The organism is Streptomyces phaeoluteigriseus (genome assembly GCF_001896135.2).
GTDB classification, from domain to species: domain Bacteria; phylum Actinomycetota; class Actinomycetes; order Streptomycetales; family Streptomycetaceae; genus Streptomyces; species Streptomyces phaeoluteigriseus.
In genome coordinates this window covers 1,009,389-1,032,315 of the sequence record NZ_MPOH02000019.1, presented here as the reverse complement: position 1 = coordinate 1,032,315, position 22,927 = coordinate 1,009,389, and the positions used below count along the sequence as shown (strand labels likewise).

The window sequence follows — 22,927 nt, the reverse complement described above, 5'->3', positions numbered from 1 at the left end:
ATGTGGCCGAGGGGAAATCGTGCCATACGACGCGGGGGCTGGTGCAGGCCGTCGCGCACGCCCGGCGGCCCCGGCCCTCAGGGTGTCGCTCGGCCGGTGCCGCACACCGGCAGTGTCGGGCGCGGTTCCGCGCTGAGGGCTTCGAGGGCGCGCAGTTGGTCGTCCAGCCGGTCGGGTGCGACGAGGAAACGCAGGACCGCCTGGTGGAAGGCGTTGCGCAGGGCCGGGGGCATGGTGTCCGAGGCGTCCCAGCACAGGTGGCGCTCGGAGCCGCGCAGGATCGAGCTGATCTTCCGCTTCAGCGGGTCCTCGGACCCGTTCGGTGCCGCGGCCTTCTTGTTGGCCGAGAAGTCCGGCAGCCCGGTGCGGGGGTCGGCCAGGAAGCGGATCAACTGCCGGGCCTCGTCGGTCGCGTTGAGCATGGCCGCGAGGTCCCCGGAGACCTCCCAGTGCCCGGAGTCCGCCCGAGCGCCGGGGATCACTTCGGCGGAGTGGACGAAGTCGCCCGCCACGGGCTTCCACCGGGTGTCCCGGAACGACCCCTGATGCTCCAGACGCTGCCGGGGGCAACCCTGGGCGAAGTTGTCCCTGAGCAGGTGGTCGACGCGGGTCCGGTCGCCCGCGCCCACCATGTCGCCCCACGTCCGCCAGGCCTTCCGCACCCGGGCGTCCGTCCACGGGATGTCGCCGGTCGCCCACTGCTCGTACACCCCCGGGCCGGCCTGCTGGAGCAGAACGTCCTCGACCCAGTCGGTGCCCGGCCAGCCGGAGGTCGCGCCGGACTCCATGGCCAGGCACCAGCCGTCGGGCCCGTCGGCGGTCCGGGCGATCTCGTCCGCCGACAGGCCGCCCGCATGCCAGACCATGCTCTTCAAGCCGGTTTTGACCGGCAGCCAGTAGGTGCGTTCCCGGCCGTCCTCACCCACCACCTTCGGCATCCACACACGGTCGTAGGCGCCGGCCTCGAACAGGCCGTCCAGCGGCTCCAGTCGCCCCTCGGCCGCGTAGGCCATCAGTTCGCCGGGACCGGGCAGCACGACCACGTCGGGTTGCGTACCGGCTGCCAGATCGGCGGCCAGTACCTGGCTCAGGGCGGAGCTGCCCTGGTAGACGACGTCGATGCGGTATTCGTCCTCGAACCGCTCCATGGCCCGCTCGAACTGCTCCTTCTCACCGCCGCTCCAGTTGGCGAGCACGGTCACCGATCCCGTCCAGCCCCGCACCCAGCGCACCCCCGCGGTCACCCCCGCCGTGAGCACCAGCAGACAGAGGCAGACGATGCCGAGCGTCCTGGGGGTCGGGCGGGTCATCGCGGCGCCCTGAACCGGTACTCGGCGATCCGCGGCCACAGCCCCAGCCATGTCAGCGCCATCAGCAACGCCCCTCCCACCAGGATCCACTCGGACAGTGACGCCCACAGACCGGTATCCGCCATGTACCGCTCCACGTCCGCGCCGGCTCCGGGGATCTCGTCCGCGGACCGCGTGACGCGCAGCTCGGCGAGCGAGTCACGCATCGCCGTATGCGCCCGTACGGTGCACCAGCCGAGGACGGCCACCCCGCCCGCGCACAGCAGGGTGGCGGCGAGCAGGGGCGGGTCCACGGAGCTGCGGAAGCGGTGCCGCGTGAACCGCTGCGCCTCCACCAGCCCCGCGCACAGGACCAGGCACAGCACCAGGACCGCCCCCCAGCCCAGCCACAGCGGCCAGGGGAACGACGCCTGCTCCCGGGCGACCCGCACCTGTTCGGCACGCAGGTCGTCGAGCCGGTCGACGATGTCGTCCCGGCCCTGTTCCGCGTAGTGCAGATAGGCCCCGCGGAGAGAGGCGTCCGTCTCCTGGCCGGCCCGCTCCACCCAGGCCGAGTAGACGGTGATCAACCCGGTGACGGTCTGCAGGGTGTGCCGGTCCGCCGGACCGGTGACGTTCTCCGAGGCCGCGACGGCGATGCTCTGATGGGCGACCGACAACTGCGTGTGGAACTCCCCGGTCGTGTCGCCCGCCGACCGGCTCCCGTCGACGGCCGCCTGCGCCCGCAGCAGGGCGCTCTTCGCGGTGTCCACGGCCAGGATCCCCGGAGTGCTCGACGAGGCCAGCGGCACGGTGTCGTCGTGGACGCCCCGGTAGGCGGCGAACAGCGCGAGGGTGGTGACGGCCCCCAGGGCAAGGAGCAGCCGGAGCCTGCGGGTCAGGTCCCGCCCGGTGGTGCTCACGGCCGCCCCGAGAGGCCGTGACCGCACAGCGGACAGAAGCGTGCCGCCGCGGGCACCCTCCCGTCGCACGCGGGGCACCGCGCCGTGGCGGCGTCCGGCCCGCCGCCGATCATGGCGTCGGCGGAGCCCGAAGCGGGGCCGTACGTGCTGTGGCTGCTGGCGGTGATCAGATGTTCGAAGTCGACGGCCGCCACGCCGGGACGGAGGCGGACCCGCCCCGCGGCTGGGTCGTCGATCTCCACGAGCTGTTCCAGCCGGCCGAGCGACTGATCGGCGCCGATGGCGTGGGCGAGCCGCACGGCCGTGCCGAGGTGGCGCTGCGCCAGGTCACGCTCACCGTTGCGGTGGGCGTCGGTGGCGGCGGCGACGGCCTCGCCGAGCCGCTGATGCTGCTCGAAGTGCTCGACGTGGATGTCGCTGTGCCCGGACAGCGCGTCGTCGTCGGTCCAGTGCACCAGGCACGGCAGGGGCGGTGTCACCTCCACGGCGTCGCCGCCGGGCACGTCGAGGGAGACGACCGCGAGTTGGAGATCCTCACCGCGGGGCCGCCCGACGGGGTCGGCGGACAGGCACAGCTGGTAGCGGCGGGTCTCGTCGCCCCACGCACGCGTGACGAACCGCCGCGTCGCTTCGCCGCCCGTGCCGACGGGATCCAGCTCCACCTCGGTCGGGAAGACCTGCTTGAGGTAGCGCACCCCGGCCCCGGCCATGGGCGTCACCGAGATCACCAGTTCGGGAATGCTCTTGGCGAGCAGCCGCCGCATCAGCTGCTCGTACTCGCGCGCGAGCGCCGCCTCCTCCCGCACGGAGGAGGCCCGACCGTGCAGACGGCTGGTGACACCCAGCAGTTCCCGGCCGTCCCAGCCGTCGCCGATGCCCCAGGCGTCGCACACGAAGCGCCCCGCGCAGGCCTCCAGGACGTCCGACAACGGCATCAGCTCGTCGTGCTCGTTCTTGCCGTCGGTCAGCAGCAGGACGTGTCCGATGGGCGCGTCCGCCTCCGCCAGCAGCCGGCGCGACAGGTCGAGCCAGCTGCCGATGCAGGTGCCGCCTCCCGCGATCAGGCGGTGCACGGCCCGCTCCGCCTCCGCACGGTGCCGGGCGTCCGCCCGGACCATGGTCTCCGTCGCCGGATAGACCACGCTCGCCGACTCGGCGCCCCGGACCACGGCGAAGGGGGTGCCGTCGGGGAGCATCCGCAGTGCGGCCACGGCGGCCTGGTGGGCCGCACGCAGCTTCTCCTGCGGATAGGCCATCGAACTCGAGCAGTCCACCGCCAGCACCTGCGCCAGCACGGGGCTCGCGGCGCCGCCGTTCTCGGTACCGTCCGCCCGGACGGTCACGATGGCGTGCATCTGCGGTTCACGCGCCTCGCCGGACAGGTACTTCCACTGGCTGATGTCGAGGGCGACCGAGGCGCTCCTTCTCGCCCCGCCGCCCGCCGCGGACATGCCCTGCGCGTCTTCGTTCGCGGGTCTGCCTGGGTTCACGGTGTCCGTGCTCCTCGCCGTCGTCGGCGGGCCGTCGGCCCCTTCCCGGCCCGTCGGCACGCCGCCCGCGGGCCCTGTCCCCTCATGCCGTCCGCCGCCGGCGGGGGAGCAGCTCCCGCAGACCGACGGCCTGCGGGAGCACCGCGTACGCCCGGTCGAGCAGGTCACCGCGCTCGGCGGCGTCACCCGCCTGGTCCGCGAGTCGCTTCAGTGAGCGGGACAGCAGCGCGCTCGCATCCCGCGGTGTGTCCGCCCGCCCGAACCGTTCACCGGCCGGGAAGCGCGGCCCCCACCCGCCGGGCGGTCGGCAGGCGAAGGCGTTCTCGCGGACCTCGGCGACCAGCCGGTCCCATGTCCCGCCGCCGGACAGGTGCCCCTCGAGCAGGGTCAGCCGCCGGTCCGCGTCGGCCAGTTGGTCCACCGTGGGACCGGCGCCGTTCAGCCGGCCCGCCAGCACGCGGATCGCCGCGACGCGCGCGGCGTCGTAGTGCCGTGAGGTCGCCGGCACTTCGTCGAGGACCGCGACGGCCCGCGCCCGGTCCCCGCGGCGCAGATGGAGCCGGGCGAGTCCGAAGGCGGCGCTGCCCTGGGTCCGGTCCCGCCGCCACACGGCCTCGTAGTAGGCCTCGGCCGGGCGTTCCGCGGCGGAGAGGTGCTCCGCGCAGTAGCCGAGGGCCAGCTTCGGCGCCGACTCCCCGGGCAGCGAGGCGTAGACGGCGGCGAACTCGCCCTCGGCCTGCTGGACCTGGCCGTCCGTCAGCATCCGCAGACCGCGATGCCAGTAGATCCGCCAGTCGTAGGCACCGCTCTGCCGGCCGGCCCTGTCCAGCCACCGCCCGGCCCGGTCCGTGTCCCCGGCGTCGAGATGGGCCCGGCACAGCCACAACGAGGTCTCGACCGTGCCGAGCGCAGGGTCCCGTTCGGCCCGCTCCGCGATGCGCTCGGGACTGCCGGACACGAGGCCGCCGAGCAGCACGGCGGCCGCGTCGCGGGGGGTCGGGGATCGGCACGGGCAAGGCCCGCGCGGTGTCCCCGGGATCGGGCGCCCCGACGGGCAGTTCCGGCACCCCGGGGCCCGAGCGCCCGGTCCAGTGCTCCAGCGACGGCACCGTGCCGAGCGCCGCGCCGAAGAGGGCCGCCGTCGGCTCGAACCGGGTGGAGCGCTCCGGGTACGGCTCGTGCCCGCTGAGCGCCTGGTGCTCGCGCAGCACCTCCCACAGCTGGCGGGACATCTCGGCCGCGGACGCGAACCGGGCCGCCCACTCGGGGTGGGTGGCGCGTCTGATCAGCGCCTCGAACGAGCGGGCGGCGAGCCCGGCGGCCGGCTCGGCGCGGGCGGCGAGGGTCTCCAGGGTCTTGCCGACGGTGTAGAGGTCGGTGTCGATGTGGAAGCCGCGCTCGTCGCGTTCCGGCTTCGCCGGCGCGTAACCCGACGTGTAGACGAGGCTGGAGGTGCGGTCGTCGGTCCGCCGGATGGCGCCGAGGTCGATGACCTTGATGTCGCGTCCGTAGTGGATGACGTTGTCGGGCTTCATGTCGCAGTACAGCAGCCCCTGGGCGTGCAGGTACTCCAGGGCGCCGAGGATCTTGCAGCCGTACGTGATCACGTGGCCGATGCCGAAGGAGCCGCCGAACAGGCGCGCCAGTTCTTCGTCGGCGGCACGCCGGATCCAGTCGAGCGAGCGGCCGCCCACGTACTCCATCACGATGTACCCGGTGGGTTCCGTCTCGCCGGGCTCCTGGTGCTGCACGTACGTCACGATGCGCACGATGTCCCGGTGGTGGAGCGTGGTGAGCGAGCGGCGCTCCTCGACGGCCGACCGCCGGGCGACGGCGTCACCGGTGTTGATCAGCCCTTTGAGGACCACGTGCAGGTCGGGAACCCTGGTGTCCTCCGCCAGGTAGACCCAGCCGATGCCGCCCACCGCGAGGTAGCCGAGCACCCGGTAGTGACCGCCGACGCGGTCACCGGCGTTCAGCCGCGGCTCGAAGGAGTACTCCCGGCCGCACTGGGGGCAGTAGCCGCGGGTGAGGGCGGGGCCGCCGACGTAGGTGACGCCGATGGTGCCGGGGCAGTTGTCGACGCCGCAGCGTCGGCCTGCGGTGGGCGGGCTGGCGGTGGTGGGCGCGGCCTCGGACGGGTCGGGGGAGGGGACGTACGGCAGGATCAGCAGGCCGTCGTTGTCGAGTGCGTCGGCGGCCGGCTCGGCGGGCCTGCGCGCGGTCGCCTCGGGTACGGCGGCGGGTCGGGCCGGGGCCACCCGGGCCGTGTCGGGCGGCCGGCGGTGGCAGGTGTCGCAGAAGCCGGTCACCATGATGGCGCCGCCCGTGCAGTCCGGTCTCGGGCACGGCGCCGGTGGGGACGTCATGACGCGGAAGCACCTCCCTGTCCCTGTCGGGGAGGTGCCCCGCGGTCGACATGGCGGGTGTAGGCCTCCACGGCGGCCTCGGCGGCTCTCACGTCGCACGGCCTGGCCTGCAACAGTTCGTGCGCGCGGAGCCGGAGCGCGTCCAGAGCCAGGTCCTCCTCCTTGCCCTGCACGGAGTCGAGGTGCAGGACGTGGTAGCTGCGCAGCCTGCCGTCGAGTTCCTCCCGCCGGTCGCGGAGCCGGTCGAGTGTGCCGATGGCCGTGGTCATACGCGCGACCACCCGGTCGGCGAGCCGCTCGTAGCGGACCAGGTCCCGGACCGGGCCGCTGTCGCCGTCCTGCGCGAGTCTGAGCGTCGCCAGTGCGGCGTGGGCTCTCACCAGGTCCGCGTCGGCGGGCCGGACGCCTTCGGCCCGCACGGCGGCCATGTGCCGGCGCAGGGTCTGGGCGAGGGGCCCGGTGATCTGTTCCAGCCGCTCGACGAGACGTGCGCGGCGTTCCCGTTCGGGCTCGACGACCAGTTCGTGGCGGGCTCGACGGTAGGTGGCGCCGGGGGTGCGGAAGACCAGCAGCAGGCGGTTGCCCTTGGCACGCAGGGTCTTGAGGAGGTCCAGCAGGGCCGGCGGGTCGGCGGCCTCGTCGACGCCGACGACGATCAGGGTGAGGGTGACGTCCGCGGCCCTGATCCGTTCGGCCACCGGGTCGGCCGGGTGCTGCCACAGTCCCATGCGCTCGGCGATCCGCTCCCCGATCCGGGTGGAGGTGAGCCCCGCCGCGTCCACGGCCAGGTCGTGACCGCCGGCCGACGGGACGGTGCCGGGCGGATCGAGGGAAGCCCGGTTCACGGAGGCCGCGGTGCGTAACTCCCGGTCGGCCAGGGTGATGGCGCGGCGCAGGGTGGCGGCCCGCACCGCGTCGTCGGCGGGCACGAGGCTGATCTTCACCTGCTGTCCGTCGTCCTGGAGCCAGTCGGTGAGGCGCTGGGCGAACGGCTCGTCGAGCAGGGCCTCGGCCGCGTCCTTGCGCGTGGACCTGAGCCGGTCGTCGACGGCCGTCCTTCCCCGCGTCCACCGGTCGACCTGGGGGAGGTGCCGGACGATGGTCTCGGCGGGGCTCATGAAGGAGAACAGGTTCCCGTGCCGGTCCCCGATCCCGCTGAGGACCATCCCGATGACCTTTCTGGTCACCGTGTCCATCACGCCCGAGCCGCTGCACCCCGCACTGGCGAGTTCGCCGGGGCTCGTCGGGCTCAGCTGGACCTGCCCGTCGCGACCGCAGCCGCCGACGATGACGGCACGGAACCATATGCCGCCGTTGTGGTCGTAGGGGAAGCCGTACATCTGCACCGCGCGGTCGGGTGCGGAGAGCCGATGCAGCAGTGTCGTTTCAGCGGCAGGCCTCGGCCGCTCGAGCCGCAGGAGTGCCACATCCCCGCTGGGATCCCCGTCGGCGTCGCGGGTGTTGGGCACGTACGCGTCCCCGTCGACCCGTGCCGTCACCGAGGGCACCGCGAGACCGGGCGCCGCTCCCACGAACTCCGCGGTGAACCGCGCGTCCCTGTCCTGGACCACGTGCGCACAGGTGAGAACCCGGTCCGGGCTCAGCAGAATGCCGGCGCCCGCGATCTTCCCGTCCGCCCGCCGGATGCGCACCGCCCAGCAAGGCGTTCCCAGTGACGAACCATCATCGACACCCCCGTCGGCCGCCATACCAGAACTATACGAGCGCAAGGTCCTGCCGCATACTGGGGCGGCAAGGGATCAACGAGCCTACGGGGGATGCGAGTTGACGGACGGGCCGGGATTCGTGGGGCTGACCGAGGTGATCCGCCAGATCCGGGGCGAACTGGAACGGGCCCGCGACGAGGCACAGGGCCGGGCCCTGGGCTTCACCGTGGAGAAGGTGAGCCTGACGTTCACGGTGCAGGTCCACCAGTCCGGAACAGCCCGCGGCGGGGTGCGCATCGGCGTGGTGACAGCCGAACTGGGTGGATCGGTCGACCGTCAGACGACCCATCAGGTGCAGGTCGAACTGAAACCGGAGACGAGTTCGGGAGGACGGATCTCGGTCAGCCGGAACGAGGACCATGCGGCCCCGGAGCCGGACGACGGGAACACCCGCTAGGACCGTGTCCGCCCGGGGACCGGCAGGGCGGAGCGGGGTTCGGTGGTGACGGCGTGAGCGAGGAAACCCCTGTGCGCCGACTCGCACACCTCTGCGATCATCCCCGAATGGCGCACAGTCTCGAATCGCTGGTCATCCGGCACACCCACCGCCTCCCCACCCCCAGGGGCTCCGCCGGGGAAGGGGCCACCGCCGCGCGGCAGTTCGACGCGGCGCTGACCTCCGTGGGGTTCAAGCTCTCGGCGGAGCTGCTGGAGCGGCTCTCGGGGCTGTCCGAGGCCGCGGTCGTGCACACCGCCGGGCGGACGCTGCGCACCGTGAGCGAAATGGTGGGCGACCACGTCCGGCACAACGCGTACTTCATCGACTTTCCGGCGAACGTGCCGGACACCGAGGAGTTCTGGATGCGGTGCGTGACGAAGGCGCTCGGCGACGACACGTCGCGTGAGAACGTGCTGACGCAGCTGGCCCACGGGGTGCTGGACCTGCTCAGCCTCCCCACGTACGGCCGCTACCAGCACACCTACGAGGAGATGCTCGCGGCGCAGGACGAGCTGATCGCCTCCGCGGGCGACCGGGTGACCGTCCTGCACCTCGGGCGGGACCTGGACGACGAACTCACCGACCTCTACCTGGCTCTCGCGGGCAGCACGACGCCACTGGGCGAGGACCACCTGCGCGACCTCAGGACCCTCGCCGAGCGGTGCGCGCCCGGCCCCCAGCCGGAGTCGATCCCGGTCCGCGAGAACCGGGCCGTCGTCAACGAAGCCCGTCTCGCGGCCGGCGCGGACCTCCTGCTGGACACCGTCACCGATGTGCTGCGGCTGGCCTGCGCGCTGTCGGGCGGCGACGTGACGCTGCAGGAGCCGACCCGGTTCCGGGCCCTGTCGCGGCCGGCCCGCCGTGCGCTGCTCGCGGGCCTCGACGCCGTGGTCGCGGCGAACCCCGCCAAGCTGGCCGACGTGCACGCGCACCGCGAGCCGTTCAAGCGGCTCGGTGAGCGTCTCCACCCGCACGAGTACCCGCGCTGGCCGCACGCCGCCGACGTGTTCGCCGTGGCGCGGGGTGAGAAGGAGGCCCGGTCCTTCGACAGCCGCCTGGAGAAGCTGCTCGACGAGTACGACGTCCTCGGCGCGGTGCGGCTGCTGACGTCCGCTCCTGGCAAGCTGTTCCGTGCCCTGGACCTCCTGCTGCGCATCGCCGCCGACCAGGACGAACGGGACGCGGTGCTGGCCGCCGCGGTGCGGGTCGCTCCGGAGGTCTCCGGCCGGGTCGTTCTGTCGGTCCGCGAGCACTTCCAGAACCGGGAACGACAGACCGCCGAACCCCGGATCTTCGTCAACCGCCGGGGCCGCGGCTGGGTGACCCCCGATGACCGGCGACCCGTCCCCGCCGCCGACCGCGATCGTCTGATCGCCGCCCTCGACACCGAGCTGCGCCGCCGGCTCCCGACACCGGACCGGCTGCTGCTCGGCCCCGACGTCCTCGACGTGGCGCTCCCGCTCAGCGGCCGGGCGACCGCGGCCGGGCTCGGCGTGCTGCCGCGGGGTTCGGTCTCGGCCGTCGACGGCGAACACCTGCGCTTCTTCGTGTACTGGAAGGAGACCGAGGACCGGACCGACTACGACCTCTCGGCACTGCTTCTCCACGCCGACTACAGCACCGACTCGTGGCTCTCCTACACCTCCCTCAAGGCTGTCGGGGGTGAGCACTCGGGCGATGTCACCGAGGCGCCCGAAGGCGCCTCGGAGTTCATCGACCTGTCCCTGGACCGCGTACGCAGCACGTTCATCGTTCCGCAGGTCAACATCTACGCCGGCGAGGGTTTCGAAGAGGTCGAGGAGTCGTTCTTCGGCTTCATGCTGCGCGACGGTGAGCAGAAGGGCCGGCCGTTCGAGCCGCGCACGGTGCGGATGAAGTCGGAGCTTCGCGGGGCGGGCCGAGTGGCCCTGCCGCTGGTGTTCCGGCGCGAGGACGACGGCCGGTGGCGCGCGAAGTGGCTGCACCTGTATCTCAGGGGCATCTCGTCGGCCAACCGGGTCGAGGAGAACCAGGTGTCGGTGTCGAAGGTGGTGCGTGCCCTCGTGGAGCGCGAGCACCTGACGGTGCGGTACCTGGTCGACCTGATGTCCGGCGACACCACGGCCGTGGAGCTGTGGGACGGCGGGCCGGTGCCGGACGAACCCGTGACGTACGTCGGTCTCGAACGGCCCGAGGGACTGCACCCGGACTCCCGGGTCGTCACCCTCGAAAACCTGCGCGACCTGATCCCCGGCTGAGTGCTAGCGTTGCCCATGGCGAGGCCATGAAGGGGCTTCCTTCTCAACTCCTTTCTGAAACGAGTTCCTTCGCTTTCCTCGCCGACGACATCGCTCCGGGCGGTGCCCGCGCTCACCGCGCGAGCGCCGCCCGGAGCCGTTTCGAGGGCCTGTCCGCGTGACCCCGGCCGAAGCCGAGGTGCCCGGAGAAGGGCCCAGGGGAGGTCGAAGCGGTCCGGTCCAGCGGGCGGGGTCACGCGTCACGGCCGCGAGAAGCATCGGCGACGGAGGCAGCGCCCGGCGCGTGTGGCGTGGTGCCGGAGGGCCGGCCTCCCGACGGCCGTACGCCAACGGCACGTACGCCTACGACCGCCGAAGTACCCGGCGCGAGGCTTCGGGCACGCAGGTGGGTCTCGTCGTCGCTTCGCGGAGGGGCGGGGCGAAGGCCCTGGTGACAGGTCGGACGCGTGGGTCGCCGACAACTGCGTCCCGTAACCTCGTGCCCACGGAAGTGGGTTGTCGTACGTATCCATACTCAGGAGGCGATGGTGTTCGGAAAGGGCACGCCGTTGCTCGCGGGCGCCGTGATCGTGGCCTGCGTGGTGCTCGTCGGCCCCAGCGCACCGGGCGATGACAGAATCGGCAGGTCACTGCCCGCCGACGCTGCCAAGGACGTCGTACCGAACCGGGTCATGACGTGGAACATCTGCAACCCCTGCGAGACGAGCGACGTCGACCGGGCAGCGGAGATCGCCACGTACGCGCCCCAGGTCATCGGCCTGCAAGAGGCCTGCGCGCGCGACGTCGAGAGGATCCGGGATCATCTGGAGAGCCTCTACGGGCTGGTCTACCACGTCGAGTACGGGAGCGTCCTGCGGAACTGGGGCCGCTGCGGGGGAGTGCCGTGGAGTCCGGGAGCCTACGGTCAGGCGGTGCTCTCGGCGGCACCGATGACCGACCGCGTCAACGTGGAGTACCCCGACGGCGGATCCGAGGACCGTGGGTACATGGCAGTCACCACCGTGGTGGGCGGCCGGTCCGTGCGGGTCTTCAACACACACCTCGCCGAACGGCGCCAGGAAGCGGTCCGAGCGGAGCAGATCGGCGTACTCGCCGCGGAGGTCGCCCGGCACGACCGCGCGATCGTTCTCGGCGACTTCAACGCGGTGCCGGACGCCCCCGAACTCACCCCGATGTGGGCACTGGCCGCGGATGTGGACCCCCAGTGCGTCCCGCGCCCGCCGACACCTGCGACACGACCACCGATTGGCGGAGCAAGTTCGACTACGTCTTCCTGCGAGGCATCACCGCGCTCAACCACCGCGTGCAACCCACCCCGTACTCGGACCACGACATGCTGCGCACCGACCTGGCCGGAACGTGAGGCGTGGTTCCGGCTTCGAGTCAGAATGCCCATGCAGCGTGGTCGAGAGCACGGCCGCAGAAACGTCCGGCAGGTCCGGTTGGGACGCCACCACGGCGGGATCGCGGAGTCGGCGGGTGCCGCCGAAGCCTCACGAAGGACGTGGCATCGAGTGATGCGGTTCAGAGGCGCTCACGGGTGAACGTCATGTGCGTGACTCCGCTGGGCGAGGAGGCGGCCTCGATCTCGTAGCCCTTCTCGAGGCCCTCCAAGCCGTCCCAGAGGCGCACGCCGCGACCGAGCAGGATCGGGACCACCACGACGTGCATGTGGTCGATGAGCCCGGCGGCGAGGAAGTCACGGATCGTGGTGGGTCCGCCGCCGATGCGTACGTCCTGGCCGCCCGCGGCCTCGCGGGCCGTCTCGAGCGCCTCGGCGGGCGACGTGTCGAGGAAGTGGAACGTGGTGCCGCCCTCCATCTCGATCGAGGGGCGGGGGTGATGGGTGAGGACGAAGGTCGGTGTGTGGAAGGGCGGGTTGGGACCCACCACCCCTTCCACTGCGGGTCCTCGTGCCATCCGGGATACCCGAACTTCCCGGCACCCATGATCTCGGCGCCGATGCCAGGTGTGAACTGCCGCACGTAGACGTCGTCGAGACCACCGGTCCCGCCGGACCGGGCGGTCAACTCGTGCCACCACCGGGTGGCGAACATCCACTCGTGCAGCCTTTCGCCGGCGTGGCCGAACGGCGCGTCATGGCTCTGACCCACACCGGTGGCGAAGCCGTCGAGCGAGATGGAGAAGTTGTGGACACGGGCGAGTGACATGGCGGGCGACTTCTTTCCTCGTGCCGGCCGAGCGTCGTCGGGTCCACTCGGTCGAGCGCCAATGACGGCTGCCCTGGGGGCGCCGGGCCTACGGATACGACTTGTCGGACGCCGACAGTCCCTCCCTACGGCTCCTGGGCCGAAGTGTGTCGGCAGCGTACAGCGAGGGCCGCGATGTCGTCGTCGAGCCTGCCGCCGCTGTAGCGGAGCAGGTCCTGGTGGAGCTGGTCCAGCAGCCCACGGGGCGGGGCCGCGCCGTGGTGCTGCATCCAGTCCGACAGGGGGAAGAACGCGCCGGAACGGTCGCGGGTCTCCGTGACGCCGTCGGTGTGGAGCAGCATCTGATCGCCGGGGGCGAAGGAGACGGTGTCGACGTGGTAGTGGTCCCCGAGGAGCGCCGCGAGGTTGAGCGGCGTGGAGGGGTGGCTGGGCTCGAGCACGTGGACCTGCCCGCTCCGTACGAACACCGGTGGAGGGTGCCCACAGTTGAGGATCATGACGTTTGCGCCGCCGTGCGGGATCTCGGCGATCAGAGCGGTGGCGAAGTGCTCCGGCTGATCGTCGGCGGGGATCGCGACGCTGTAGCGGGTCATGGTGATCTGCAGACGGCGGACGAGACCCGTCAGGTCCGGCTGGTCGTAAGCGTTCTCCCGGAAGCAGTTGGTCACGGCCGCGCGCTCCCACCGCTGACAGGCCCTTGCCGCGCACGTCGCCGATGAGAAGGCGGACTCCGTACGGCGTGTCGGCCGCCTCGTAGAAGTCGCCTCCGATCCGGGCCTGCTCCTGGGCCGCCAGGTAGAGCGATTCGATCTCGACGTCCTGGATACGGCGTGGCAGCGGGCGCAGCAGCACCTTCTGCGCCGCGTCCGCGACGAGCCGGACCTGGAAGAGAGTCTCCTCCCGCTGGAGCCGGAGATGGCTCGCATACGCGGCCGCGAGGGTGACCGCGGCGATCGCGGCAGCCGTGTAGGGCGTCCCCAGATCGCTGTGGAAGAAGCTGATGCCGAGCATGACCAGAAGGCAGAACGCCCCCAGCAGGACCGTCGGGAGGACGGGCCACATCGCGGCTGCGAGAGCGGGTGCCGCGGGCAGGAGGCGGCTGAAGGCGATCTCCCTCGGAGTGGAGAACGCCAGACCGGTGATGAGGACGGTGACAAGCACCGGCGACAGCAGCACGGCCTGCCGGTGGCCACCGTAGGGACGGTGGCGGTGTCGATGCCGCCCTGACTTGATCACAAAACGGATCCTATCGGGACGAAATGCGTGGGGACGAAGTCCGCCACTCGCCGATCGGTCGTCGGCGGTGCGGCGCATCCGATCCATCTCTCGAACGGCGACCACAGGTTCCGAGCGCCCTGAGGACGGACGGATGGACGACCGGCGGAAGCTGTCACGACACCGCGGACGCTCGCGTGTGGTGGCGGTGAACCGACCGGCCGGATGTCGGCCGACGAGCGCGTGGGTGAGCGCGAACAGCGCGTGATCATCAGCAGGGTCGGGTCGGCGGCTGCCCCGAAGGCTCCGACCGCTGCCTTCCCCCTGTTGGGACCGCGACCGGCGATGTCGAGTCGAACGCGCCGGGTCCACTCTGTGCGGGCACGGTTCTCCGTTCGGCCGGCGGTGCGGATGCGGGGCGCCCCCCGTCCGAACGGCGCGCCGCGCGTCGGCACAGGCGGGACATGGAGACGTAGAAGCGGTCGGGAAGGAACACCGCGTCCGCGATGATCATCGCTCCGGAGAAGAGAGGCAGCCCCATCAGCAGGGCGATGCCGATGTGCATGCCCAGCAGCAGAGTCAGAACGGGATACTTCAGCCTGCCGAAGAGCACGAACGGGAAGGCCACCTGCAGGAGCACCGTCAGGTAGCCGGCGACAGCGACCAGGAGCGTGTACTCGGCCACGAACTGGGAGAGGGCGGGCCAGGGCCGGAAGAGTTCGAGGTTCAGGGCGTAGTGGAGCGCGGTACCGCCGCCCCAGGAAGCGCCCTGCACCTTGTACAGGCCCGCTGACCCGTACAGGAAACAGACCTGTGCCGCGATGACGAACATTCCGCAGTTGTGCACGACCGTGACCAACGCCGTTCGCGCGTCGTGGAGTTCTCGCACCGTCGGACTGCTGCGCGGTGCCGGCGCGCCGCCCTTCCCCTGTGCCTTCCGCCGGATTCTGCGCGCGTCGAGGGACCAGCGCCGACCGCACCCGGTGAGGACGAGGTAGAGGGCCATGAGCAGGATTAGGTTGTCGCCCCCGTCCGTCATGAAGATCGCCCGGCCGTGGAAGGAGGCCACCACGACGGCGAAGAGGACGGACACGGCGCGCGTCCGCCAGCCGAGCGTGAACAGCGCCGAGGCGAGGAGAGCCAGTCCGTAGCAGCATTCGAAGTAGGCCCGGCTGTCGGAGAGGCCCAGGATGCTGTTCCACCCCGTCTGCTCGAAGAGTTCTTGCGCCAGTGCGGGCGTCCACGGAGAGCCGGGACCCCAGATCTCGTTCCGGTGCGGGAACTCGCGCAGCAGGAAGACCAGGTACAGCAGTCCGTAGCCGATACGCAGCACCGACGCCGCGTACAGGGACACAGGGCGACCGGTCACGAGGTCCCACACGGCGGTGACCCGGTCGGCGAGCCACCGGTGGGCAACGGTGGACGTGGTCCCTCGGGAGTCACTTCTCATGGCCGGTCACCTTCCACCAGGGCAGGAGCCGGTTCTCGACCGGCGTGGGGCGGCGATTGCCTTCGGCGACGTCGGGCGCGGTGATGGGCAGCGTGGCGACGCGGAGTTGAACGAAGTCGAAGGATCCACCGCCGTGGGCGGCGACGCGGTCCGCGGCGATGTTGCCCAGGTACTTCCGCATCATCACGGCGCGTTCCGTGCGAGCCTTGTCCTCTCCTCCGTGCGAGTCGACGTAGCCGGCCCAGGCGCGGCGCAGCATGTTCTGTGCCGTGTGACTCGGGAACGGTTGGTGTACGACTGCGGCGGTGTCCACGGCGGTGAGGTCGAACCAGGGGCTCACCCGTACCGATCCGTCGGAGCGGGTGTGCGCGGTTCGGGCCAGGATCTGCCGGTTCACGGATTCGGGATCCGGGGCGAAGAGCCGCCAGTTCTGTTCGAAGTAGGGGTACACCCAGGTATTGATCATCGGGCTGTATCGCTTGGAGACGGGGTTGGCCGGTGCCACGTGAAGGAACACCAGAAGCACGTGGACGACACTCGCAGTCAGACACAGAAGCACGGCGGTGCACAGCCCGGCTCTGAGCGCACGGACACCTTTCGGCGGTCCGGGGGGCTCGGTCATGGCGTCAGGACATACGTGTGCGGCCGGTCCGGATTCGGAATGCTGGATTTCTTCCACGTCCGCTGATTCAATTCCGCTCGACACCGCCTACCTGTCTTTCTCTATCGGCTGCTCGCATAGGCTGCTGCTCGCATTGGCTGTTCGCCGGCTGCCACCGACGGCGCGCGGCGGAATCGATGAGGATTCCGCGCGCGCGTTATCCGGTGAGCCAACCGGCCGTGACGCGCTGCCTAGCCCGCGTGGCTCTTGGAGTGGTCGTCGCCACCCTGGTAGCCCTTGGGCGCGTCGTCGTAGCCGAAGTTGTCGTCGTGCTGCTTGTCGTGGTCGTGCTTGTCGTGGTCGCGCTCACCGGGCCCGACGTACTGCCCGTGATCGGGCTTGCCGCCGTGGTCCGGCTTGCCGCCGTGGTCCGGCCTGCCCTTGCCGTCGTGCTCGGGTCCGCCCGGCGCCTGGTCGTGCCCGCCGTCGTGCCCGTTGTCGTGTCCGGCGTCGTGTCCGGCGGTGGTGTTCCCGGCCGTGTTTCCGCCGGTGGTGTTCCCGGCGATGTTTCCGCCGGTGGTGTTGCCGGCGGTGTTGCCCGCGATGTTTCCGGACGTGTTGCCGGCGGTGTTGCCCGAGGTGCCGCCGGTCTGGACGACCGGTCCGCCCAGGAGGCCGCCACTGATCAGACTGCCGCCCAGAAGGCCGCCGCCGGTGGTGTTGCCGGCGGTGGTTCCGGTCGTCGTGCCGGTGGTGGTTCCGGTCGTCGTGCCGGTGGTGGTGCCGGTGGTGGTTCCGGTCGTCGTGCCGGTGGTGGTGCCGGTGGTGGTGCCCGTCGTCGTGCCACCTGTGGTGGCGGCGGCGCACCCGCCGAGGAAGATCCTGTTGTTGTTGAGGGTCACGGAACCTACCTGGGCCAACAGCCGGCCCTCGACGTTGGTTCCTTGGTTCGCGGTGATCGAGTTCTCGGCCATCAGGGTGCCCACGAAGCTGGTGGTGACGCCGAGCGACGCGTCTTCGCCGATCTGCCAGAACACGTTGCAGGCCGAGGCGCCGTTGGTGAGGAGGATCCGACTGGAGGTTGCCGTCGTCAGGGATTCGGGAATCTGGAAGACCCAGACCGCGTCGGAGCTTCCCTGACCGTCCAGGACCAGGTCGCCGGTGATACCGACACCGGCCGTGGCGCGGTAGACGCCGGGAAGCAGTGCCGGACCCCCGCCGATTCCGGCCGGAAGGGCGAAGTCAGGCGCCTGGCCTGCGGCGTTGTTGTACGCCACGAGGAGGTCGGACTTGGCCTGGAGGGCCGCGGCGTCCGCGGCGTGGATGGCACCTCCCACCTGGCCGGGCGGGAATCCGGTGATGGACGGGTTCGGGTGCGTTCCGAGGTCGTGCGCGAGCACCGAGTTACCGGTGTTGGTGACTCCCTGACCCGCCAGCACGGAATAGCTGGCGGCGGTGCCGAGAGGCACGGGCAGTGCGATCGCCGACGCGGCCGTCGGCGTCAGGAAGACCATCGCAGCGGAAACCGTTCCGGCGAGGGCCGAGGCCAGCAAGCCGGACAAAGTGCGGCGGTGAGCTGCTTGAGGAATCTTCAGCTTCATCGAAAGGCCATTTTCTGTGGGGGCCGTGGCGTTCCGGGTCCTACCGATCAACCAGGAAGCCTGTTGCTGGTGCCGCATATTACGCAGAAATATCCTGGCTCCGAGAGGAACGAGACCGGCGAAATCGCCACTCATTCAATCGGAGCACAGTGCTACGGAAATACGTTGAATGACATTTCCGACCATTCGTCGCGCATTCGCACGAGCGGGTCCGCGGCGGCGAATGGCACTCTCGGTCCAGGCCACGTCGCCGGTCAGCCAGGCCTCGTCGCCGGTCAGTACGGCCGGCGCGTCCAGCGCGGCGGTCGGTACGGCAGGTCGCGCACCGGGATCACGGGAGCGGGGCCACCACGCGTCGTCCGGTAGCGCCGGTGCACGAGCGCCGGGCGTCGGCGGCGGACGGACGTTCCAGGGCGCCGGGACATCAGGTGTCGTGAGTCCCGTGTGACACCACGTTTCCTCGCGGGCCGGGTGGGAGCGGCAGCGGACTCTGCCGTTCGCCGACCATGAGTCACCATGCGCGCGTCCGGGAGTGGCGCGACCGCGACGTCGTAGATCCGAAGGGGCACCGGATCGGTTCCTCGGAAGCGATCCACGTGGACGCCGTCACCGGTCGGCCGACCATGGCGACCGTCCGCACCGGCCTCCGGCGACGTCCTGGCGGCGAGCGCGAGGCCGCCGTCCTCGGTTGGTACGGCGTGTCCCACCAGCCGGGCGCCGGCGGCGACCGGCGGCTCGCGCGCCGGTGGCGGCAAGGCTCCCGGAGCCCGACCGAGCCTGGCCCGGTGACTCCTCGACAAGCTCCTGCGGGAGGCAAATGCCAAGGTAATCGTCCGCTTCCGATACGCGCGGACATGGCGGCATGGCGCTTGATCGACAAGCGTGCCGTCGTGGCAACCTTCGCGCGAGAGCAGTGACTTGGAAACGGATCCGGAGGTATACCGCCCGTGGCGGCGAACAGCAATCCCACCGTCAGGAGACGGCGCCTGGGAGCGGAACTCCGTCGGCTCCGTCAGGCCAGTGGGCTGAAGAGCACGGAGGTGGCCGAGCGGCTCATGGTCTCCCAGCCCAAGATCAGCCACCTGGAGAACGGCCGCCGCGCCATCAGCCCCCGCGACGTACGTGATCTGTGCGCGATCTATGGAGTGACGGACCAGCAGGTCATCGACGCGCTGATGCAGATGGCGGAGGAATCCGGACAGCAGGGCTGGTGGAACGTCTACGGCGACGTTCCCCAGAGCGTCTACATCGCGCTGGAGACGGATGCCGCCACCGTCCGTGCCTATGAGCCCCTGACGATCCCCGGCCTGTTGCAGACCCCGGCCTACGCCCAGGCCGTGATCAGAGCAGCAATGCCTGCGCTCACCGCCGCGCGGGCCGCCGGCCGCCTCAAGGTGCGGCTCCGCCGTCAGCACCGGATCTACGACCCGACCCGCCCGCTGCGCCTGTGGGTCGTCCTGGACGAATCGGTACTGCGCCGCGTCGTCGGCAGCCCCGACATCATGCGCGAACAGCTGGAGCACCTGAACGCGATCAGTGCCGAGCCCCACATCACTGTCCAGATCCTCCCCTACGCCGCGGGGGCCCACCCCGCCCTCTCGGGGCAGTTCTCCATCCTGAGCTTCGCCGACACCCCCGAGGCCGTGGTGCACGTGGAGCGGTTCTCCAGTGATCTCTACCTGGAGAAGGCGTCCGACGTGCGGCACTTCGGCGCGATGTACGAGCACCTCCAGACCCAGGCGCTCTCCCCTGACGACAGCCGCGACTTCGTCACCGACACGGTCAAGTCGTACATCGACGCGGCGAGTCGACCGGCCTGCCCCGCACCCAGGTCCTGGACGCTCTCTGAAACGCTGCACTTCGAGTGAAGCAATATCTACGCTCGTGAGGTGAGAGTTTTACGGACCATGCGGTGAGAGATTTTGTCGCGATGGGCGGAGCGGAATTCTTCGACGCGCGCAGGCCGTTCCGGCGTGCTACTGTCTTCCTCAGTTGCAGTTGTGGTTCCCAAAACTTCAAGTGCCCTCACCCGGTTCCTTCGGGTGGGAGCACTTTTGTATGCCGGTTATTTTTCCGGGCGGGGTAATCATCGCGGCGACACGGCGTCCGCGCAGTGCGGATTCCGATGTATTGCCCCAAAGGAGATATGACATGGCTGCTGGTACCGTGAAGTGGTTCAACGCGGAAAAGGGCTTCGGCTTCATCGAGCAGGACGGTGGCGGCCCGGACGTGTTCGCCCACTACTCGAACATCGCCGCGCAGGGCTTCCGTGAGCTGCTCGAGGGCCAGAAGGTGACCTTCGACATCGCGCAGGGCCAGAAGGGCCCGACGGCCGAGAACATCGTTCCGGCCTGACGCTGACGCACACTCTGTAGCTGGGGCCCGCATCCTTCGGGGTGCGGGCCCCAGCTGCACGCGTATCCCGCAGCGGTCGCGTCCGTGGGACGGCTCGGAGGAATCCGTGGTCCCACCACAGCGACTCCTCCCTTCTGGGATGCGGTTGAATTTGAAAAGCTGCACCGCGGTCGGCGCCCGGACGTTACGTCCCATCGCGTCACGCATTTCAGCACCTCGGCCCGCGTGAATATCCGCCGGCCGAAATTGCTCTCTTTTGTCATCGGTCCATACCTGTGATTCTCCATGCCGCTCATCGCTGCGGGAATTCCTTGATATGCGCCGCATCGAGGAAGGTTCCGCATGAACCGCACGTACACGAACGACCGTCCCGCCCGCTCCCGTGACGGCCGTGCCGACGCCGGAAGGCGTGGCAGCCGCTTCGACTCGCAGGCGCCCCGCCGCTCCGGCGGTTACGGCCGTCGGCCCGCCGCACTGCAGGGTGAGTTCGCGCTCCCCGAGACGATCACCCCCGCGCTGCCCGCCGTCGAGGGCTTCGCCGATCTCGACATGCCCGAGCAGCTGCTGGCCGAACTCGGCAGGCAGGGCGTGACGGCGCCGTTCCCGATCCAGGGCGCGACGCTGCCGAACTCCCTGGCCGGCCGTGACGTGCTGGGCCGCGGGCGCACCGGGTCCGGCAAGACCCTGGCCTTCGGCCTCGCCCTGCTCGCCCGCACCGCCGGACAGCGCGCCGAGCCCCGCCAGCCGCTGGGGCTGATCCTCGTACCCACGCGTGAGCTGGCGCAGCAGGTGACCGACGCGCTGACCCCGTACGCCCGCTCCGTGCGGCTGCGGCTGGCCACGGTCGTGGGCGGGATGTCGATCGGCAAGCAGGCCGGTGCGCTGCGCGGCGGGGCCGAGGTCGTCGTCGCGACGCCCGGGCGGCTCAAGGACCTCATCGACCGTGGCGACTGCCGGCTGAACCACGTGGGCATCACGGTGCTGGACGAGGCCGACCAGATGGCCGACATGGGCTTCATGCCCCAGGTCACCGCGCTGCTCGACCAGGTGCGTCCGGAGGGGCAGCGGATGCTGTTCTCCGCCACCCTGGACCGTAACGTCGACCTGCTCGTGCGCCGCTACCTGACCGACCCCGTCGTGCACTCGGTCGACCCGTCGGCCGGTGCGGTCACGACGATGGAGCACCACGTCCTGCACGTCCACGGCGCCGACAAGCACGCCGCCACGACCGAGATCGCCGCCCGCGAAGGCCGCGTCATCATGTTCCTGGACACCAAGCACGCCGTCGACCGGCTCACCCAGGACCTGCTCAACAGCGGGGTGCGGGCCGCCGCGCTGCACGGCGGCAAGTCGCAGCCGCAACGGACCCGCACGCTGGCGCAGTTCAAGACGGGGCACGTCACCGTACTCGTGGCCACCAACGTCGCCGCGCGCGGCATCCACGTCGACAACCTCGACCTCGTCGTCAACGTCGACCCGCCGACCGACCACAAGGACTACCTCCACCGCGGCGGCCGTACCGCCCGCGCCGGCGAGTCCGGCAGCGTCGTCACGCTCGTCACCCCCAGCCAGCGTCGCGGCATGGCCCGCCTCATGTCGGACGCGGGGATCCAGCCGCAGACCACCCAGGTCCGCTCGGGCGACGAGGCCCTGAACCGGATCACCGGCGCCCAGGCCCCCTCCGGCATCCCGGTCGTCATCACCGCACCGGTGACCGAGCGTCCCAAGCGCAGCGCCTCCTCCCGGGGTCGCCGCCGCCCCGCCTCGGCGACCCGGCGCACCCCCGTACGCCAGGCCGTCGTCGGCGCGGTGGCCTAGAACCTTCGTGCTCCGGAAGCCGGTCCATCTCTGCAGGAGGCACCTTTTGACGCTGGTTCAGACGCAGCCCCGCCCGGCGGACGCCGACCCCACGCACGGGACGGCGGTGGAGGTCATGGACGCGGCCGGACCGCAGGTGTGTGACGACATGAGCGTCGAGGTGGCGCTGGCCGTCATGGCCGCCGCCCGCACAAGCCGGCTGGTCGTCTGCGACCAGGACGGCCAGTGCACCGGCCTGGTCACCCAGGCCGAACTCACCGCCGTGCGTGACGGCTCCGCCTACACGGACCGTGTCCGCCTGCGCGACATCCTCGGCGACCACGGCTCGTTCGCCTCACCCGTGACCACGATGGCCGAAGCCGAGCACGCGATGCGCACCCGTCGGCTCGGTGCCCTGCCGGTGGTCGACGAACAAGGCAGCGCCCTGGGCATCCTCGCCCTCTCCCGCTGAACCGTCCCACCTCTGGTCGGACCGTTCTCCCCTTCTCTCTGTGAGGCCCCATGCGCTGCGTCATCGCCCGCTTCCCCTTCGAACTCACCAAGAGCGGTGTGCTGGAATCGATGAAGGGCGTCAAGCCCGAACCGGCCACCGGCGAGTCCGTCATCATCGGCCGCCGCCACTACCCCGTGAAGCAGGTGGGGCAGGTCATCACCCGCCAGGACCGGCGTGACTTCAGTGCCGCCGAAGTCTTCCGGGCCATGGCTCGGCTCGGCTTCACCTGCCGCCCCCTTCCCGCGGCCGCCCCCGTGGACACCCCCGACCCGCTCCAGCGAGCTTCCGCGATGCTGGGCACTCCCGTATCCGTCTGACGCGGGGAACGCGCCCGAGCCGATGGGCCACTTCGTGGAGGCGGTCCTCGACCACCTCCACGATGAAGCCTCGCCCCACTCGTGGCGAGGATTCGGCGGCTTCTGCGACCAAGTGGCAGGAGGCGCCCGGCAGGGACGGGCTGGTGCCTCTCGCCCAGATAGCCGAAACGGCGTCGACCACGGCCCGTTCACCTCGAAGCTGATCGTGGGCGCTCGCGAGGACATCACCGCCCGGAACTGGGACAGCCTCCATTTCGAGCAGCAGTACTGACCTGCCGCTGGGACCCGCACACGTGTGCCGGCGGAAAGCCCGTCCCGTCACCCCTCGCGGAGCCGGACTGCTCCGCGACCTTGTGCGAATCTCCGCCGCGTCGCCCGCCCTCGGCGGACGGCGGCGGGAGGAGGGCCGGTCGTCGTGGGGAGGGTACCTCC

The 22,927-nt window shown here is 70.8% G+C and carries 18 protein-coding genes and 3 pseudogenes; 9 read left to right on the top strand and 12 right to left on the bottom strand.

Going from position 1 to position 22,927, the window contains the following annotated elements:
- Positions 1–77: 77 nt before the first annotated feature.
- The 4 genes from BM536_RS34365 to BM536_RS43455 all read right to left on the bottom strand — a co-directional run bounded on the left by BM536_RS34365 (position 78) and on the right by BM536_RS43455 (position 4,678).
- Positions 78–1,310, bottom strand: a complete 1,233-nt coding sequence (locus tag BM536_RS34365; RefSeq protein ID WP_073499011.1) for an ABC transporter substrate-binding protein — start codon at positions 1,308–1,310, stop codon at positions 78–80.
- Positions 1,307–2,212 (bottom strand): hypothetical protein, encoded by a 906-nt coding sequence (locus BM536_RS34360; protein ID WP_073499012.1) that lies wholly within the window; start codon positions 2,210–2,212, stop codon positions 1,307–1,309. Before BM536_RS34360 ends, BM536_RS34365 begins: the two co-directional genes overlap by 4 nt.
- Entirely contained in the window at positions 2,209–3,702 is a 1,494-nt protein-coding gene (locus tag BM536_RS34355) for a VWA domain-containing protein (RefSeq protein WP_245873916.1), read from the bottom strand. The genes BM536_RS34360 and BM536_RS34355 overlap by 4 nt, the downstream gene beginning before the upstream one ends.
- Positions 3,703–3,784: 82 nt before the next feature.
- Complete coding sequence (locus BM536_RS43455) at positions 3,785–4,678, bottom strand: tetratricopeptide repeat protein (RefSeq protein WP_073499001.1); 894 nt, start codon at positions 4,676–4,678, stop codon at positions 3,785–3,787.
- A 50-nt stretch (positions 4,679–4,728) separates the two neighbouring features.
- Between BM536_RS43455 and BM536_RS43450 the strand changes: the two genes are divergently transcribed.
- Positions 4,729–5,073 carry a hypothetical protein gene (locus tag BM536_RS43450; RefSeq protein ID WP_245873915.1) on the top strand — a complete coding sequence of 115 codons (345 nt, stop codon included), beginning with the start codon at positions 4,729–4,731 and terminating at the stop codon, positions 5,071–5,073.
- On the opposite strand, the pseudogene BM536_RS43445 reads toward BM536_RS43450, so the two are convergent.
- A pseudogene (locus tag BM536_RS43445) lies at positions 5,040–6,017 on the bottom strand (protein kinase domain-containing protein); the annotation flags it as partial. The gene BM536_RS43450 and the pseudogene BM536_RS43445 overlap by 34 nt on opposite strands.
- A gap of 50 nt (positions 6,018–6,067) precedes the next feature.
- Positions 6,068–7,780: a trypsin-like serine peptidase gene (locus BM536_RS34345; RefSeq protein ID WP_073497417.1), complete on the bottom strand. Its 1,713-nt coding sequence runs from the start codon at positions 7,778–7,780 to the stop codon at positions 6,068–6,070.
- A 76-nt stretch (positions 7,781–7,856) separates the two neighbouring features.
- Here BM536_RS34345 and BM536_RS34340 point away from each other — a divergent pair, with 76 nt between their 5' ends.
- Both BM536_RS34340 and BM536_RS34335 read left to right on the top strand, forming a co-directional pair.
- The gene (locus tag BM536_RS34340) at positions 7,857–8,195 is read left to right on the top strand and encodes a trypco2 family protein (RefSeq protein ID WP_073497416.1); all 339 of its coding nucleotides are present in this window, start codon (positions 7,857–7,859) and stop codon (positions 8,193–8,195) included.
- A gap of 107 nt (positions 8,196–8,302) precedes the next feature.
- Positions 8,303–10,474 carry a TerD family protein gene (locus BM536_RS34335; protein WP_094103877.1) on the top strand — a complete coding sequence of 724 codons (2,172 nt, stop codon included), beginning with the start codon at positions 8,303–8,305 and terminating at the stop codon, positions 10,472–10,474.
- Positions 10,475–10,988: 514 nt separating this feature from the next.
- On the opposite strand, the gene BM536_RS45080 is transcribed toward BM536_RS34335, so the two are convergent.
- On the bottom strand, positions 10,989–11,210 hold the full coding sequence (locus BM536_RS45080; RefSeq protein ID WP_425444715.1) for a hypothetical protein: 222 nt from the start codon (positions 11,208–11,210) through the stop codon (positions 10,989–10,991).
- Between BM536_RS45080 and BM536_RS34330 the strand changes: the two genes are divergently transcribed.
- The gene (locus BM536_RS34330; protein WP_425444713.1) at positions 11,146–12,018 is read left to right on the top strand and encodes an endonuclease/exonuclease/phosphatase family protein; all 873 of its coding nucleotides are present in this window, start codon (positions 11,146–11,148) and stop codon (positions 12,016–12,018) included. The genes BM536_RS45080 and BM536_RS34330 overlap by 65 nt on opposite strands.
- On the opposite strand, the pseudogene BM536_RS34325 reads toward BM536_RS34330, so the two are convergent.
- From BM536_RS34325 to BM536_RS34305, 5 genes and pseudogenes are all read right to left on the bottom strand, one after another.
- Positions 11,999–12,645: pseudogene (locus BM536_RS34325) on the bottom strand (dihydrofolate reductase family protein). The gene BM536_RS34330 and the pseudogene BM536_RS34325 sit on opposite strands and share 20 nt — an antisense overlap.
- 125 nt (positions 12,646–12,770) lie before the next feature.
- Positions 12,771–13,806: pseudogene (locus BM536_RS34320) on the bottom strand (PP2C family protein-serine/threonine phosphatase).
- A gap of 325 nt (positions 13,807–14,131) precedes the next feature.
- Positions 14,132–15,310 (bottom strand): HTTM domain-containing protein, encoded by a 1,179-nt coding sequence (locus BM536_RS34315; RefSeq protein WP_073497412.1) that lies wholly within the window; start codon positions 15,308–15,310, stop codon positions 14,132–14,134.
- Positions 15,300–15,815: a DUF5819 family protein gene (locus BM536_RS34310; RefSeq protein ID WP_342748863.1), complete on the bottom strand. Its 516-nt coding sequence runs from the start codon at positions 15,813–15,815 to the stop codon at positions 15,300–15,302. Before BM536_RS34310 ends, BM536_RS34315 begins: the two co-directional genes overlap by 11 nt.
- Positions 15,816–16,162: 347 nt before the next feature.
- A complete protein-coding gene (locus BM536_RS34305) occupies positions 16,163–17,647 on the bottom strand; it encodes an ice-binding family protein (protein ID WP_425444709.1) in 1,485 nt (494 codons plus the stop codon).
- Positions 17,648–18,459: 812 nt separating this feature from the next.
- Here BM536_RS34305 and BM536_RS34295 point away from each other — a divergent pair.
- From BM536_RS34295 to BM536_RS34275, 5 genes are all read left to right on the top strand, one after another.
- Complete coding sequence (locus tag BM536_RS34295) at positions 18,460–19,380, top strand: helix-turn-helix domain-containing protein (protein ID WP_073497405.1); 921 nt, start codon at positions 18,460–18,462, stop codon at positions 19,378–19,380.
- A 283-nt stretch (positions 19,381–19,663) separates the two neighbouring features.
- A complete protein-coding gene (locus BM536_RS34290) occupies positions 19,664–19,867 on the top strand; it encodes a cold-shock protein (protein WP_045556499.1) in 204 nt (67 codons plus the stop codon).
- Positions 19,868–20,209: 342 nt separating this feature from the next.
- Positions 20,210–21,685 carry a DEAD/DEAH box helicase gene (locus BM536_RS34285; protein WP_094103873.1) on the top strand — a complete coding sequence of 492 codons (1,476 nt, stop codon included), beginning with the start codon at positions 20,210–20,212 and terminating at the stop codon, positions 21,683–21,685.
- Positions 21,686–21,731: 46 nt separating this feature from the next.
- Positions 21,732–22,136 carry a CBS domain-containing protein gene (locus BM536_RS34280; protein WP_073497403.1) on the top strand — a complete coding sequence of 135 codons (405 nt, stop codon included), beginning with the start codon at positions 21,732–21,734 and terminating at the stop codon, positions 22,134–22,136.
- Positions 22,137–22,186: 50 nt separating this feature from the next.
- Positions 22,187–22,495: an SCO5918 family protein gene (locus BM536_RS34275; RefSeq protein WP_073497401.1), complete on the top strand. Its 309-nt coding sequence runs from the start codon at positions 22,187–22,189 to the stop codon at positions 22,493–22,495.
- Positions 22,496–22,927 lie beyond the last annotated feature (432 nt).

Coding starts and splice junctions, on each gene's coding strand:
- BM536_RS34365 (WP_073499011.1), bottom strand. CDS start 1,310: ATGACCCGCCCGACCCCCAGGACGCTCGGCATCGTCTGCCTCTGTCTG.
- BM536_RS34345 (WP_073497417.1), bottom strand. CDS start 7,780: ATGGCGGCCGACGGGGGTGTCGATGATGGTTCGTCACTGGGAACGCCT.
- BM536_RS34335 (WP_094103877.1), top strand. CDS start 8,303: ATGGCGCACAGTCTCGAATCGCTGGTCATCCGGCACACCCACCGCCTC.
- BM536_RS34330 (WP_425444713.1), top strand. CDS start 11,146: ATGACGTGGAACATCTGCAACCCCTGCGAGACGAGCGACGTCGACCGG.
- BM536_RS34315 (WP_073497412.1), bottom strand. CDS start 15,310: ATGAGAAGTGACTCCCGAGGGACCACGTCCACCGTTGCCCACCGGTGG.
- BM536_RS34305 (WP_425444709.1), bottom strand. CDS start 17,647: ATGAGTGGCGATTTCGCCGGTCTCGTTCCTCTCGGAGCCAGGATATTT.
- BM536_RS34290 (WP_045556499.1), top strand. CDS start 19,664: ATGGCTGCTGGTACCGTGAAGTGGTTCAACGCGGAAAAGGGCTTCGGC.
- BM536_RS34285 (WP_094103873.1), top strand. CDS start 20,210: ATGAACCGCACGTACACGAACGACCGTCCCGCCCGCTCCCGTGACGGC.
- BM536_RS34275 (WP_073497401.1), top strand. CDS start 22,187: ATGCGCTGCGTCATCGCCCGCTTCCCCTTCGAACTCACCAAGAGCGGT.